Annotated in this window: 12 protein-coding genes, 1 tRNA gene and 1 pseudogene; 10 read left to right on the forward strand and 4 right to left on the reverse strand. The window is 65.5% G+C overall.

Annotation, left to right across the window (positions count from 1 at the left end; genetic code table 11):
• Nucleotides 1-50 precede the first annotated feature (50 nt).
• The 3 genes from AC792_RS11380 to AC792_RS11390 form a co-directional block, all read right to left on the reverse strand.
• Nucleotides 51-1,109: an ABC transporter substrate-binding protein gene (locus AC792_RS11380; RefSeq protein ID WP_049830636.1), complete on the reverse strand. Its 1,059-nt coding sequence runs from the start codon at nt 1,107-1,109 to the stop codon at nt 51-53.
• 140 nt (nt 1,110-1,249) lie between these two features.
• Nucleotides 1,250-1,957, reverse strand: a complete 708-nt coding sequence (locus tag AC792_RS11385) for a response regulator transcription factor (protein WP_049830637.1) — start codon at nt 1,955-1,957, stop codon at nt 1,250-1,252.
• A complete protein-coding gene (locus AC792_RS11390; RefSeq protein ID WP_049830638.1) occupies nt 1,957-2,937 on the reverse strand; it encodes a sensor histidine kinase in 981 nt (326 codons plus the stop codon). Before AC792_RS11390 ends, AC792_RS11385 begins: the two co-directional genes overlap by 1 nt.
• 556 nt (nt 2,938-3,493) lie before the next feature.
• On the opposite strand from AC792_RS11390, the gene AC792_RS11395 reads away from it, so the two are divergent.
• The 6 genes and pseudogenes from AC792_RS11395 (at nt 3,494) to AC792_RS11420 (ending at nt 6,489) form a co-directional block, all read left to right on the forward strand.
• Entirely contained in the window at nt 3,494-3,775 is a 282-nt protein-coding gene (locus AC792_RS11395; protein ID WP_049830658.1) for a type II toxin-antitoxin system RelE/ParE family toxin, read from the forward strand.
• On the forward strand, nt 3,750-4,070 hold the full coding sequence (locus AC792_RS11400; RefSeq protein WP_049830639.1) for a HigA family addiction module antitoxin: 321 nt from the start codon (nt 3,750-3,752) through the stop codon (nt 4,068-4,070). Before AC792_RS11395 ends, AC792_RS11400 begins: the two co-directional genes overlap by 26 nt.
• 280 nt (nt 4,071-4,350) lie before the next feature.
• Nucleotides 4,351-5,007 carry a DUF421 domain-containing protein gene (locus AC792_RS11405; RefSeq protein ID WP_082177680.1) on the forward strand — a complete coding sequence of 219 codons (657 nt, stop codon included), beginning with the start codon at nt 4,351-4,353 and terminating at the stop codon, nt 5,005-5,007.
• 47 nt (nt 5,008-5,054) lie between these two features.
• Nucleotides 5,055-5,128: transfer RNA gene (locus AC792_RS11410), tRNA-Met, on the forward strand.
• Nucleotides 5,129-5,246: 118 nt separating this feature from the next.
• Nucleotides 5,247-6,034: pseudogene (locus tag AC792_RS11415) on the forward strand (aldo/keto reductase).
• A gap of 260 nt (nt 6,035-6,294) precedes the next feature.
• Nucleotides 6,295-6,489, forward strand: a complete 195-nt coding sequence (locus tag AC792_RS11420) for a hypothetical protein (RefSeq protein ID WP_049830640.1) — start codon at nt 6,295-6,297, stop codon at nt 6,487-6,489.
• Between the two features lie 141 nt (nt 6,490-6,630).
• Here the strand turns inward: AC792_RS11420 and AC792_RS11425 are convergent, their stop codons facing one another.
• Nucleotides 6,631-7,635 (reverse strand): LacI family DNA-binding transcriptional regulator, encoded by a 1,005-nt coding sequence (locus AC792_RS11425; protein ID WP_049830641.1) that lies wholly within the window; start codon nt 7,633-7,635, stop codon nt 6,631-6,633.
• A gap of 225 nt (nt 7,636-7,860) precedes the next feature.
• On the opposite strand from AC792_RS11425, the gene AC792_RS11430 reads away from it, so the two are divergent.
• From AC792_RS11430 to AC792_RS11445, 4 genes are read left to right on the forward strand one after another with little or no spacing between them, the layout of a single operon-like run.
• Nucleotides 7,861-9,105, forward strand: a complete 1,245-nt coding sequence (locus AC792_RS11430) for an ABC transporter substrate-binding protein (RefSeq protein ID WP_049830642.1) — start codon at nt 7,861-7,863, stop codon at nt 9,103-9,105.
• 59 nt (nt 9,106-9,164) lie between these two features.
• Nucleotides 9,165-10,115: a carbohydrate ABC transporter permease gene (locus AC792_RS11435; protein ID WP_082177682.1), complete on the forward strand. Its 951-nt coding sequence runs from the start codon at nt 9,165-9,167 to the stop codon at nt 10,113-10,115.
• Nucleotides 10,112-10,936: a carbohydrate ABC transporter permease gene (locus tag AC792_RS11440; RefSeq protein WP_235436674.1), complete on the forward strand. Its 825-nt coding sequence runs from the start codon at nt 10,112-10,114 to the stop codon at nt 10,934-10,936. Before AC792_RS11435 ends, AC792_RS11440 begins: the two co-directional genes overlap by 4 nt.
• A complete protein-coding gene (locus tag AC792_RS11445) occupies nt 10,933-12,510 on the forward strand; it encodes an alpha-N-arabinofuranosidase (protein ID WP_049830643.1) in 1,578 nt (525 codons plus the stop codon). The genes AC792_RS11440 and AC792_RS11445 overlap by 4 nt, the downstream gene beginning before the upstream one ends.
• Nucleotides 12,511-12,635 lie beyond the last annotated feature (125 nt).

Raw genomic sequence — 12,635 nt, forward strand, 5'->3', positions numbered from 1 at the left:
GGGAACTCCTTCGGCCGGGGAGGGCGGCGGCCGGCGGGGGGGGATGCCGGCTACTCGCGCGGCTGGGCCGCGATCTCCTCGTCGAAGCGCGTGGTGAGCTCCTTCTTGGCGGCGGCCGCGGCCTCGAAGTCGTAGTCCACGAGGTTGGTCGTATCGAGGTCGATCATGCGGTCGTCCTGTACCGAGTCGGGATTGGTCAGCACCTGGTAGGAACCCACCGTCGGGCCGATGTCCTGGGCCTCGGGGGTGAGCGACCAGTCGACGTAGGCCTGGGCCGCCGCGAGGTTGTCGGTGCCCTTGACGATCCCCACGCCGCCCACCTCGTAGCCGGTGCCCTCCTCGGGCAGGGAGACCTCGAGGTCGTTCATGCCCGCTTCCTTGTACTTGACGCAGTCGTGCGTGAACACCAGGCCCACCGCCACCTCGCCCCGCCCCGCGGCCTGGCCCGGCGCGGTACCGCTCTTGGAGTACTGCAGCACGTTGTTGTGGAGCTTGCGCATGTAGTCGAACGCGGCGTCCTCGTCGCCCCCGGCCAGGGTCACCTGCGTCCACAAGGTGGTGAATGCGGTACCCGAGGTCGAGGGGTGCGCCGTCGACACCTGGCCCTTGAGCTCGGGGACCAGCAGGTCCGACCACGCCGTCGGTACGTCGACGCCGAGACCGTCGAGCTTCGCCTGATTGGAGCAGAAGCCGAGGGCCCCGACGTAGACACCCGTCCAGTAGTCGTCCTCGTCCCGGTACTTCTCGGGGATCTGCGCCGCGTTCGGGGACTCGTACCGCTCCAGCAGGCCTGCATCGGCGGCGGTACCGTAGCCGTCGGCGGGACCGCCGTGCCACACGTCGAACTCGGGTGAGTCCTTGGCCGCCTCGAGGCGGGCGACCGTCTCGCCGGAGGACAGGCGGACGAAATCGGTCCGGACGCCGGTCTTCTCGGTGAAGGCGGTGGTCATGGCCTGGCACCAGTCCTCCATGGCTCCACAGGCCACGGTGAGGGTGCCGCCGAGTTCACCGTCCGTCGATGTCTGCTGGGTGTCGTCGACCACGCAGCCGGAGAGGCCGAGCGTGATGGTGCCGAGGAGGGCCGCGGTGAGCGCTGCGGTGCGCTTCATGGGCTTGCCTTTCGTGGGGGGAAGCGTCGTCGCTGCCCGTCGGCCACCCGGATACCGGGTAGAGGATTCATCCCACCGTATCGATCGGTCGTGGGCCTGAACGGTGACGACGGTCACGCTCGGTCACAGCCCTGTGACCTTCACGTCCCGGACGCACCCCGGTCCCGCCCGGGACGAGGCAGCTCGTAGCCCACCCCCCGGACGGCCCGGACGGCCCGCGGCATCCCCTCGCCGTGCAGGGCCTTCCGCACGCGGTACAGCGCTGTCTTCAGCATCTCGCGGCCACCTGGGCCCTCGTCGATCTGCCATCCGGACAGGAGGAGGTCGCGGAAGGTGACGGGTTGGCCCTGCGCGCTCGCGAGGCGTCGCAGGAGCCTCAGTTCCAGGGCGGAGAGATGCAGGTAGCGGCCGTGGACGGTCGCGGTGTCCTGACCGATGCGCAGCGGTCCGTGCACCAGTTCCACGTGCGAGGGTGTGACGGCGGTACGGCGGACGATCGCCTCGGCTCGCAGGGCGAGCTCGCGCGGGTGGAAGGGTTTGGTCACGTAGTCGTCCGCCCCCGCCTCGAGTCCGGCAATCCTGTCCTGCACGCCGCTCTTGGCCGTGAGCAGGAGGACGGGGACTGCACCCGTCTCCCGGATGCGCCGGCACAGGGAGAGACCCGAGGACTGTGGGAGCATCACGTCCAGTACCACGAGGTCGAACCGGCGGTCCCGGAAGAGGGTCCACGCCGACTCGGCGTCCCTGGCGGAGACACTCGCGAACCCCTGGGTCTCGAGGGCGAAGGTCACGATGTCCAGCATCTGCGGTTCGTCGTCCACCACCAGGGCGAGATGCGGATACTCCATCAGGCGCCTACCGCCGTCGACCGGGGGAGCACCATGCCCGGTGTGCGCTCCGGCAGGCTGAACAGCATGGTGGTCCCGCGTCCGGGCGTACTGTCGACGAACACGTCACCTCCGTGCATCTGGACGATCTGCCGGGTGATCACCAGCCCGAGTCCCGTGCCGTCCTGCAGTGGCCTGCCGCTGGAGAACCGGGTGAACAGTTCCCTGCGCTGGGTCTCCGGCATGCCGTCGCCGTCGTCGTTCACGGAGATGAGCACCTGGTCGTCGGCGTTGACGATCCGTACGGTGATGAGGCTGGCATTGGCCGCGTGGGCCACCGCGTTGTTGATGAGGTTGGTCATGGCCTGCCGGATCAGGGCGCTGTCGGCCCAGGCCCTCGGCGGTGCTCCGGGGCAGTCGAGGGCGAACTGGACGGGGTGCAGCTGGCGTAGCTCACTGATCACCGTGGAGGCCAGTACGCGCAGGTTGACCCGGTGGAGGTGGAGTTCGAACATCCCGGCGTCGATCCGCGCCTGGGTCAGCAGATCCTCCGCGAGGGCGATCACCGCGTGGCAGTTGCCGCTGATGGTCGTGACGAAGCGGGCCTGGCTGTCGGTCAGCGGTCCGGGGGAACGCTCTCCGAGGAGGTCGGCTGCGCCTCGGATCAGGGCGAGGGGGGTGCGGATCTCGTGGCTCACCACGGAGATCTGGTCCGCATTGCGCTGCGCGATGCTGCGCAGGCGGCTGATCTCGGCGCGGTCCGAGAGCCAGGACCGCACGATCAGGAACAGCGCGATGATGGAGCCGATGGCCAGGGTGTCGAACGTGAGGGCGGCGAGGGTGTCACCGGCCGGGACGATGCTGCTGAGGAGGAACAATCCAGCCAGAAGGGCGAAGAAGAGGGCCGCGCCGATCCGGACCACGCGCGGCAGGGGCATGCGGCTGGCCAGGAACAGGCCGAGCATCGCTCCCGCGGCCGAGCAGTAGTAGAGCCAGTTCACCTAAGCAGTGTAGATGTCACGGAACCCATCGATTCTGGCGCATGGGTCTGTTGTCAGGATGGGACACGCTGCAGGCTGACCTGCCTTCACGAAGCAGGATCGAGACAGCACTGTCGATCGTGGCCGGTTCCGGCCTTGCTGCGGTCGACTCCTCTTGGGGGATACGGATCACGAAGCAGGGCGAACAGCTCCGGCGGTCCGTGGAAGGTTCCGAGTGGATACGGCTGATGCCGAGTGCGATCAGCGACCTGCCAGCAGGACATGAGTCGAAGTGCACGCCGCTGAGTCTGCCCGAGTCGGTCTATGCCCCGGCGCGTGAGGACTACGTGAACCTGGGTAGTCGCAGGGCTGAAGCAAGATCGCGACATCGCTGGTGGTAGCCCACCCCTTGTCGGCGCTCCCGTCGGTGACGCGGCCGGGCGAGGGTCGCCGGACGCTGAGGCCGAGGACGGTGTCGGGGTCGTGGATCGTCTGTGATGTTGTCCGATGACGGAATGCGGTGGAGTTCCGCTTTAACGTCTAGCGTTATTGACGCTTGTCGTTATACATTGATTTGGTGATCAGGTCGTTCGGCAGCAAGGACACCGAACGAATCTGGCATGAGCAGTACGTCAAGCGTGTAGACCGGACGGTGCAACGGGCGACCCTGCGGAAGCTCGAGTTGATCCATGCGGCGAAGGATGTCGAGGACCTGCGGATTCCCCCGGGGAATCGGCTGGAGCGACTCGCCGGCGATCGTCGTGGTCAGCACAGCATCAGGGTGAACGCCCAGTGGCGTCTCTGCTTCGTCTGGAGAGATGGAGGTGTGGAAGATGTCGAACTCGTCGACTACCACTGAGAACGACCTGATCGAGCCGATCCATCCTGGGGAGATCCTCATGGAGGACTTCATCGAGGCCTTCGGGATAACACAGAACAAGCTCGCAGTTTCGATCGGAGTGCCGCCGCGGCGCATCAACGAGATCGTGCACGGCAAGCGCGGCATCACGGCCGATACAGCGATCCGCCTCGCCCGGTACTTCGGCACGTCCGAGGAGCTGTGGATGAATCTGCAGTCCAACTACGAGCTTCGACTTGAGCGCCGAGTGCTGAGTAAGAAGGTTGCCGCGATCACGCCCCTGGAGGTGGCGTGAACGTCAGAGCATCTGTGGTCGTCCATCGCGGCGAGGCCGGCGGATGATTCAGTAAGGGTCCGGAGCGTCGAGGTTTCCAGGTGTGTTCTGTGTCATGAGTCCGTGTGCTTGGTAACCATCAACCCTACTAGCTGTAGTTCCCCCCTGTCCGCCGGGCGGGTTCGATCCGGACAAGGGCATGGTGTCGTTACCTGCCTTGTCGAGGTGGACGATCGGGTGCGCAACGAAGGTCCCGGAGCTCGATTGTCCCGACCGTGGACGGGAATGTCAGGATGGCCATATGGATCTGAGCTACTTCTGGAACGGGTGGTCCCCGCTCTGGCACACCTTGCTCATCGGCTCTGTCGGCTACCTGACCTTGGTCTTCCTGCTGCGTGGGACGGGGCCGCGCACGATGGCGAAGATGACCCCGTTGGACTTCGTCATCGCGGTGAGCCTCGGCTCGGTGTTCGGCCGCGTCGTCACTGCGGTGGAAGTGAGTCTCGCCCAGGCGGTCCTGGCATTGATCCTGCTGGTGGCGGTCCAATGGGCGCTGGCCACCGCTCGCTCCCGGTGGAACTCCGCCCGCCGGATCCTCGACTCGCCCCCGGTTCGGCTCTACTACGACGGTGAGGTCCGGCTGAAGGCGTTGCGTCGGCACCGGCTCACCGAAGTCGACATCCACACCGCCGCCCGCCAGTCCGGGCACGGCTCGCTGGCTGACGTCCAGGCGGTGATCCTGCACCAGGACGGCTCGGTCGGTGTCATCGGACAGGGTTCGATGGGAGACGGCTCCAGTGTGCTGCCGTTCGTCGAGCGCGCCATCGTTGAGCTCCAGCGCATAGTCACACACCCGCTCCTGGCGCAGTCGCTGCTCGACACGCGGGGCGCGGGCCACTGTCGCCTTGGACGTCACCGACTCCGCGGGAAAAGCGCGGCTGTCCCGGTCCAGAGGTGACCCTGATTGGTTTCTTCTCCGTGTAGTGCGTAAGGTCGATGATGCGCCGCGGGGTGGAGCAGTTCGGTAGCTCGCTGGGCTCATAACCCAGAGGTCACAGGTTCAAATCCTGTCCCCGCAACAAGAGGGCACCTACTCACGATCATGCTGAGTAGGTGCCCGAACTGCATCAGGCCGTGTTCACGGTGCCACACGGTGATGGGTCTGCTGCACCGACAGGTTGCAGTTCGGCCTGTCCCGTGGTTCCCGCTCTGGGGCAGGGAACGTGGAACCTGGGCGATTCTCCTTCCAGCCGGAATGCTGAGATCGAAGCGCTGCGTACGGGTATCGATCTTGGTCTGACTGTGATCGATACCGCCGAGATGTACGGTGATGGACACAGTGAGGTCCTTGTCGGAGAAGCCATCAGGGGCAGGCGCGATGAGGTTTTCCTGGTGAGCAAGGTCCTACCCTCGAACGCGTCCGCGGCAGGCACGATCAAGGCCTGTCATGCAAGCCTGGACTGTCTGGGCACTGACTGCTTGGACCTGTATCTCCTGCACTGGCGGGGGAGATTCCCGTTCGAGGAGACCGTCGCAGCGTTCGATTCCCTCGTCGAAGAGGGCTCGATCCGTGCGCGGGTATGAGCAACCTCGACACCGACGAGCTGCAGAGTCTACCTGAGGGGTGCCAGACCGATCAGGTGCTGTACAACCTGACCCGTCGCGGTCCGGAGTTCGACCTGATGCCATGGTCCGCGTCAACGAAGATGCCCGTGATGGCCTCTTCGCCCGTCGAGCAGGGACGACTACTCGGCAACCCGGATCTGACACAGATCGCACGTGAGCTCGGCGCGACGCCCGCGCAGGTCGCTCTGGCGTGGACGATGCGCACCGGCAGCGTGCTCGCGATCCCGAAGGCCTCGACCGCCGAGCATGTGCTCGAGAATGCCGCCGCCCGCGACCTCCACCTCCGCGACACCGATCTCGAACGCCTCGATCGGGCGTTCCCGCCGCCGACGCACCCGGAGCCCCTCGAAATGCTGTGATACACCTCAGCGTCGGGATCACCGCCGGCCCGCCTGCCCGCCTGCCCGTTGTTGTTGCGTCCGATGTTCTCAGCTCGGGACGCTGGGTGCGGCTGTTCGAATTACCCGGTGATTCCGGACCCGGCGACGGCGAGCCCGACCAAGCAGTCGGCGGCTGTTCGAGCAGATGAGAATTCCGTGGCTGGATCGTGTCAGCTCATCTCGCCTGTCACCACAGCACGCGTGACAGCACGAGAAGAGGCCGCCTGGTAGCCTGCAGCATGAGAACCACGAGCCGGAGGATGTACGACGCCGTGGTGCTGGCTGCTGCGGTCACGGGGATCGCCTTCTTCTGGCTCCTGGCCCAGGGGTCCGTCAGTCAGAGCCTCGTCGCCGTGGTCATACCACTTTGCTTCGGCGTCATCGTCGTCACCATCCTGACCGCGGTCCTTCACCACCAGCGTCGGCAGCCCTGACGACGTCGGGCTCCGACCTTTCACCACGTAGCGGTTCCGAGGGCAGGGCGTGTGCGTAGTAGTTCCCCGACCTGGCCGACGTGGAGACCGGCTGCACTGCGGCAGTCTGATCACACTATCGAGAAGGGCGAGCTCGGATGCTCAGCAACGAGTTGTCCCCCGGACCACCAGAGTGCTCGGGCTGGTGAGTTGCTGCGGCGCGACGTCGCGGTCCTCGATGCGTTGGTCGATCAGCCGTACGGCGTGCTCGACCATCCAGTCGTGACCCGGATCGATGGTCGTCAGTCCAGGGGGGACGTGCTCGCCGAAGGACAGGTTGTCGAAGCCGACGAGTTGCAGGTCTTCCGGGATCCGACGTCCAGCATCGCGTGCGCCGGCCATCGCGCCGAAGGCGACCTGGTCGGTGACGGCGAAGATGCCGTCCACGTCCGGGCTCCTCAGCAGGCGTTCCCGTACCAGTTCCCGGGCACAGGCGACCTCGAGCTCGGGCAGACGTAGTACGCCGTCCGGACTGGGCGTCAGGCCGGCATCGGTGTGCGCTCTCTCCCAGCCCTTCGTCCGGATGGCCTGCATCGACTGTTGGTCCTCGTGGCTCCCGCCGACGATCAGGACATTCCGGGCTCCGCATCCGAGAAGATGAACCGTCGCCAGGCGAGCACCGGCTTCGTTGTCGAGGCGGACGTGGTCGAAACGTACGGGCATGCCCTGTTCCCCGAGCAACACGACGGGCACGGAGGTCCGGAGGTTGTCCACGTCCTCGTACCGAAGGCCCACGACGTTCAGGAGTACGGCGTCGTAGGTCGCGAGCCGTGCGTGGGACAGAGCAGCCAGTTCCCCTTCCGCACTGGCGCCACTCTGCTCGACACTCAGGTGGCGTCCTGTCTCGGCGAGGGCGGTGGCGAGTCGTGCGGCCAGTTCACCGAAGTAGGGATGATCGAAACGGGGCACGATCAGGCCGATGTTCCCCGTCAGGCCCTTCCGTAGCCGTCGGGCAGTGAGGTTGACCTCGTATCCCAGGCGCTCCACCGCCTCCATGACACGCACCCGCGTCTGTGCTCCCGCTCCCGGCTGGCCGTTGATGACGTTGGACACCGTCATCAGTGAGACGCCGGACGCTTGTGCGACATCGCGCATGGTGATGGTCATGAATCTCCTCGTGGACGCCTGAGATCATCTTGGAGCACAGAGTTCGCGACGATCAAGGGGTCTGCGTCCGGATCGTTATCCTTCTTCGTTTCTCGGGTCTTGACCACATCTGTTTCCTGCAGTTAGCCTCGTCCACACACGAACTGTAACGATATAGTCCGAACGTGCGAGATGCAGTCGGATCCATCGCCAGCGCCGTATTTCATGCGAATAAAGGAGTTCACCATGAAGTCTCGTGCCCTACGCGTCCTCGCCCTCGCGGCCGGCGCCTCGCTCACCTTCGCCGTCGCAGGATGTGGATCCGGAGGCGCGGATGACGGAACCACCACCGTCTCGTTCCTCTCCTGGACCGGGCAGGAACAGATGGAACCCATGATCGAGGCCTTCCAGGAGGCCAACCCGGATGTGAGGATCGAGGCCTCGTACGCGCCGCCGGTGGCCGAGTACATCCAGACCCTGCAGACCCGAGTGCTCTCGGGGACGGCGCCCGACGTCTTCGTCGTCGCCGCCGAGAACAAGACCAACCTGATCCAGTCCGGGGCGGTCGTCGACCTCACGGGTGAACCGTTCATGGAGGGTGTGCAGTCGTTCAACCTGGACACCTACGGCAGTGACGGGGCGCAGTACGGACTGTCGCTGTCCTCCTGGGCAGCGGGGTACGCATACAACGAGGACATGCTCGCCGAGGTCGGTTACGACGGCATCCCCGAGACGTGGGACGAGTTCCTGACGATGCTGCAGAAGCTCAAGGACGCCGGTCACACGCCGTTCCTCGAGAGCGTGGACCAGATGCCGACGACGGTCTCGGCGATGCTCGGAGCGCAGACCGCCCAGATGGACCCGGCCATGGACGAGCTCATCTTCTCCGGCGAGTCCACCTTCGCCGAGCAGTGGACGCCGATCCTCGAGGACTACAACCAGCTCTACACCGAGGACCTCGTGTCCTCCGACGTCGTCGCCCTCGACGGTGACCAGGTGCGCGACGAGTTCGCCAATGAGCGCGTGGCCGTCATCAACGCAGGACCGTGGATCATCAACGCGGTGGAGGAGGCCAACCCGGACCTCAACTGGTCCTTCGCCCAGGTACCCGGTCGTGACGGCGGCATGCCGTTCCAGGCCGGAGCCGCTGCCCCCGGGTACGCGATCAGCGCCAACGCGGACGAGGAGACGCAGGCGGCAGCCAAGACGTTCCTCACCTGGCTCGCATCGGAGGACGGTGTCCAGATGTTCCACGAGGCCACGAACGACGTGACGGTCACCGACAACTTCCAGCCCGAGGTCAACCCGGTCTTCGAGCCGCTGGTCGAGCCGATCCGTGAGGGAGAGCTCTACCTCCCCATGATCTCCTGGCAGCGGGACGAGGATCGACTGAACATCGAGGTGGTTGCGCAGATCCAACGGATGATCCAGGGTGCGGTCTCGCCCGAACAGGTCGCCTCCGCCCTCGATTCGCAGCTCTCCGGCTCCTGAACTCCGGCCCGGGTGTGGTGGGACTGCCCTGGCCCACCACACCCGCAACGAGGTAAATCATGCTGACACTTGTCTCGCGCAACTCTCCCGCAGCCCCCTCCGGCAACCGACGCCGTCGTTCGATCGAAGGAGGCTGGAAGCAGATCACCATCAACCGGGCCTTCCTGTTGCCTGCGGTGGTCGTCTTCGTCTTCCTGTTCATCATCCCGCTGGCCCAGGGCTTCTACTGGAGCCTCACCGATTTCACGGGCTACAACCCGGAGGCCAATTTCATCGGCATGGCCAACTATGCCGAGATCCTCCGTGATCCCTCGATGCTCTCGGCCCTGGCCTTCACGGTGCTCTTCGCCGTCGGGACGACCGTGATCGTCACCTGCCTGGCGATCCCGCTCGCCGTGCAGTTGAACAAGGTGTTCCTGGGCCGCAACTTCGTCCGCTCGCTCTGGTTCTTCCCCGCCGTGCCCAGTATGGCGATCCTCGGACTGGTGTGGAGCTACATCCTCTCGCCGTTGCCGTCGGGGGTCCTCAACACCACGCTGAACAACTGGTTCGGGATCGACGCCGTGTCCTGGCTCTCCGACAACTCGCTGGCGCGGATGTCGGTCATCCTCGTCGGTGTCTGGGCGCAGGTGGGCTGGCATGCCGTGCTCTACGTCGCCTACCTCCAGGCGATCCCCACCGAGTACTACGAAGTGGCGAAGATCGACGGCGCCAGCGCCCGTCAGCAGTTCTTCAGCATCACCCTGCCCCTGCTGACCCCGGCGATGGTCATCAGCTCCTTCCTGCTGCTCACCGGCGGCCTCAAGGTGTTCGAGCTCCCCTACACCCTCACCAACGGGGGCCCGGGCTTCGCGACGAACACGATCACGCAGGCGCTCATCACCTCCGGCGTCAGCCAGGGCCGCTACGGACTGGCATCGGCGCTCGCCGTGATGTTCACGATCGTCGTCGCGATCGTGGGATTCAGCCAGCTGAAGGTGACCACCATGATCAGTAGGAGGTTCTCGTGAAGGCTCCACTGTGGCGACGCGGCACGCTCAGCGTCGGGATGCTCGCGCTCGCCCTCATCATCGGCGTCCCGCTCTACTACATCGTCATCAACACCTTCAAGACCCAGGCGGACATGGTCGCGTCTCCGCTCGGGTTCCCCACCGAGTGGTCCTTCGAGAACTGGACGCAGGTCCTCACCAACCCGACCATCTACCAGGCCTTCGGCAACACCCTCTATGTCACCGTGCTGGGAGTGCTGCTGCAGGTGTTCATCGGGGCGATGGCCGCCTACGCCATGCTCATCGCCCACGGCCGGCTCACCAAGATCCTCGCCGCCGTCCTCCTGCTCGGATTCATGATCCCCGGGCAGTCGACCCTCATCCCGCTCTACCGCACGCTCGTGGGACTCAGCCTGGTCAACAACCTCAACGGACTCGTGCTCATGTATCTCGGGGGCTCCATCTTCTGCTTCTTCCTCATCCAGGGCTACATGCGAACGATCCCCTACGAGATCATCGAGGCCGCCCGGGTGGACGGCGCCGGTACCTTCCAGGTGTTCTGGGGCATCATCCTGCCGCTGATCAAGCCCATCCTCATCACGGTCAGCGTCTTCCAGACCATGTGGGTCTGGAACGATTTCCTCCTGCCGACGGTCTTCATCTCCTCGCCGCAGAAACAGACGATCGTGCTGCAGGTCTACCGCGCGGTATCGGAGTTCTCGACCGACTGGCCTGCCTTCATGACCGTCACCGTCGTCGCCCTGGTACCCATGGTGATCTTCTTCATCTTCACCCAACGCCACATCGTCAACGGACTGCTGGCAGGAAGTGTCAAGGGATGACCACCACCACCGAGAAGGACCCCACCATGACTCCCCGCACCGATCTCCTCACCGCCGTGATCAACCTGGACCTCCCGGGGCCACGCATCTCCCGCCACATCTACGGCCACTTCGCCGAGCACCTCGGACGGTGCATCTACGGAGGGTTCTACGTCGGCGAGGACTCGAGCATCCCGAACGAGGGAGGGATCCGGCTCGACGTCGTCGAGGCGCTGCGTGCCCTCAAGATCCCCAACCTCCGGTGGCCCGGCGGATGCTTCGCCGACGAGTACCACTGGCGCGACGGCATCGGGCCGCGCGACGAACGCCCCCGCATGGTCAACTCGCACTGGGGCGACATCGTCGAGGACAACTCGTTCGGTACGCACGAGTTCATGCAGCTGTGCGAACTGCTCGGAGCCGACCCCTACGTCAGCGGAAACGTGGGGTCGGGCACGGTGCAGGAGATGAGCGAGTGGGTGGAGTACCTCACACGGGCCGACGAATCGCCGATGGCCACCCTGAGGCGCTCGAACGGCCGCGACGAACCCTGGGACCTGCCGTTCTTCGGCCTCGGCAACGAAGCCTGGGGCTGCGGCGGCAACATGACCGCGCCCGGGTACGCGCACCTCGCCCGGCAGTACGCCACCTACGTGCGCAACCACGGTGACCGTCCCGTCTACAAGATCGCGGCCGGGGCCAATGTGGAGGACTACCGCTGGACCGAGACGCTGATGAAGGCGCTCGCCGACCTGGGGGGAGCCGGTGCCACACAGCACCAGCACTTCCAGGCCCTGTCGCTGCACTACTACACCTACAACCAGTCGTGGGAGGACAAGGGCGATGCGACCAGCTTCGACACCGAGGCGTACTACACCACGATGAAACGGGCCCGGCGGATGGAAGAGCTCATCCGCAACCACGCCGCGGTGATGGACAGCTACGATCCGGAGCGCACGATCGGCCTCGTCGTGGACGAGTGGGGTACCTGGTGGAACGTGGAGGAGGGCACCAACCCGGGCTTCCTGTACCAACAGAACACCCTGCGCGATGCCCTGGTGGCCTCCGTGCACTTCGACATCTTCCATCGTTTCGCCGACCGCGTGGTTATGGCGAACATCGCCCAGACCGTCAACGTGCTGCAGGCCATGATCCTCACGGATCCGGACTCCGGAGCGCTCGTGCTCACCCCGAGCTACCACGTCTTCGAGATGAACTCCGGACACCACGACGCCGACTCGTTGTCGGTGGGCATCAAGGGGACCGTGCCGACCCGCGACGTCGAGGGCAGCGCACTGCCGCTGTTCTCCGCATCGGCGTCCGTCACCGGCGACACCGCCCTGGTGTCGCTCTCCAACCTGGACGAGAGCACGGCACGCACGGTGGTGCTCGATCTGCGCGGCCGCACCGTGACGGGAAGCTCTGCACGGGTCCTGAATGCCCCGACGCTGCAGACGCACAACACTCCGGAGAATCCGGACGCGGTTGCACCAGTGGCGCACACCGGGATCCGGGACCATGCGCACGGCCTCGAGGTGGACCTTCCCGCGCACTCCTACGTGACGGTCCAGCTGCACCTCGGCTCGGCTGGATGAAGGTTCCAGACACTCCGACCTGAGACGGGCTCACGCGCGATCAAGCCGTGCCGCCTCGCATGGAAGTTCTGGGGGCCTGGACCTCCTACCGCTCCGCTCCCCACCGGGTCGGTGCGGTAGGAGTC

Source organism: Arthrobacter sp. RIT-PI-e (genome assembly GCF_001187915.1).
GTDB lineage: Bacteria > Actinomycetota > Actinomycetes > Actinomycetales > Micrococcaceae > Arthrobacter_D.

Bases quoted from the DNA above. Each gene is read 5' to 3' on its own strand.
- AC792_RS11380 (WP_049830636.1), bottom strand. From the start codon at position 1,109: ATGAAGCGCACCGCAGCGCTCACCGCGGCCCTCCTCGGCACCATCACG.
- AC792_RS11385 (WP_049830637.1), bottom strand. From the start codon at position 1,957: ATGGAGTATCCGCATCTCGCCCTGGTGGTGGACGACGAACCGCAGATG.
- AC792_RS11400 (WP_049830639.1), top strand. From the start codon at position 3,750: ATGTCGAACTCGTCGACTACCACTGAGAACGACCTGATCGAGCCGATC.
- AC792_RS11405 (WP_082177680.1), top strand. From the start codon at position 4,351: ATGGATCTGAGCTACTTCTGGAACGGGTGGTCCCCGCTCTGGCACACC.
- AC792_RS11420 (WP_049830640.1), top strand. From the start codon at position 6,295: ATGAGAACCACGAGCCGGAGGATGTACGACGCCGTGGTGCTGGCTGCT.
- AC792_RS11425 (WP_049830641.1), bottom strand. From the start codon at position 7,635: ATGACCATCACCATGCGCGATGTCGCACAAGCGTCCGGCGTCTCACTG.
- AC792_RS11430 (WP_049830642.1), top strand. From the start codon at position 7,861: ATGAAGTCTCGTGCCCTACGCGTCCTCGCCCTCGCGGCCGGCGCCTCG.
- AC792_RS11435 (WP_082177682.1), top strand. From the start codon at position 9,165: ATGCTGACACTTGTCTCGCGCAACTCTCCCGCAGCCCCCTCCGGCAAC.
- AC792_RS11445 (WP_049830643.1), top strand. From the start codon at position 10,933: ATGACCACCACCACCGAGAAGGACCCCACCATGACTCCCCGCACCGAT.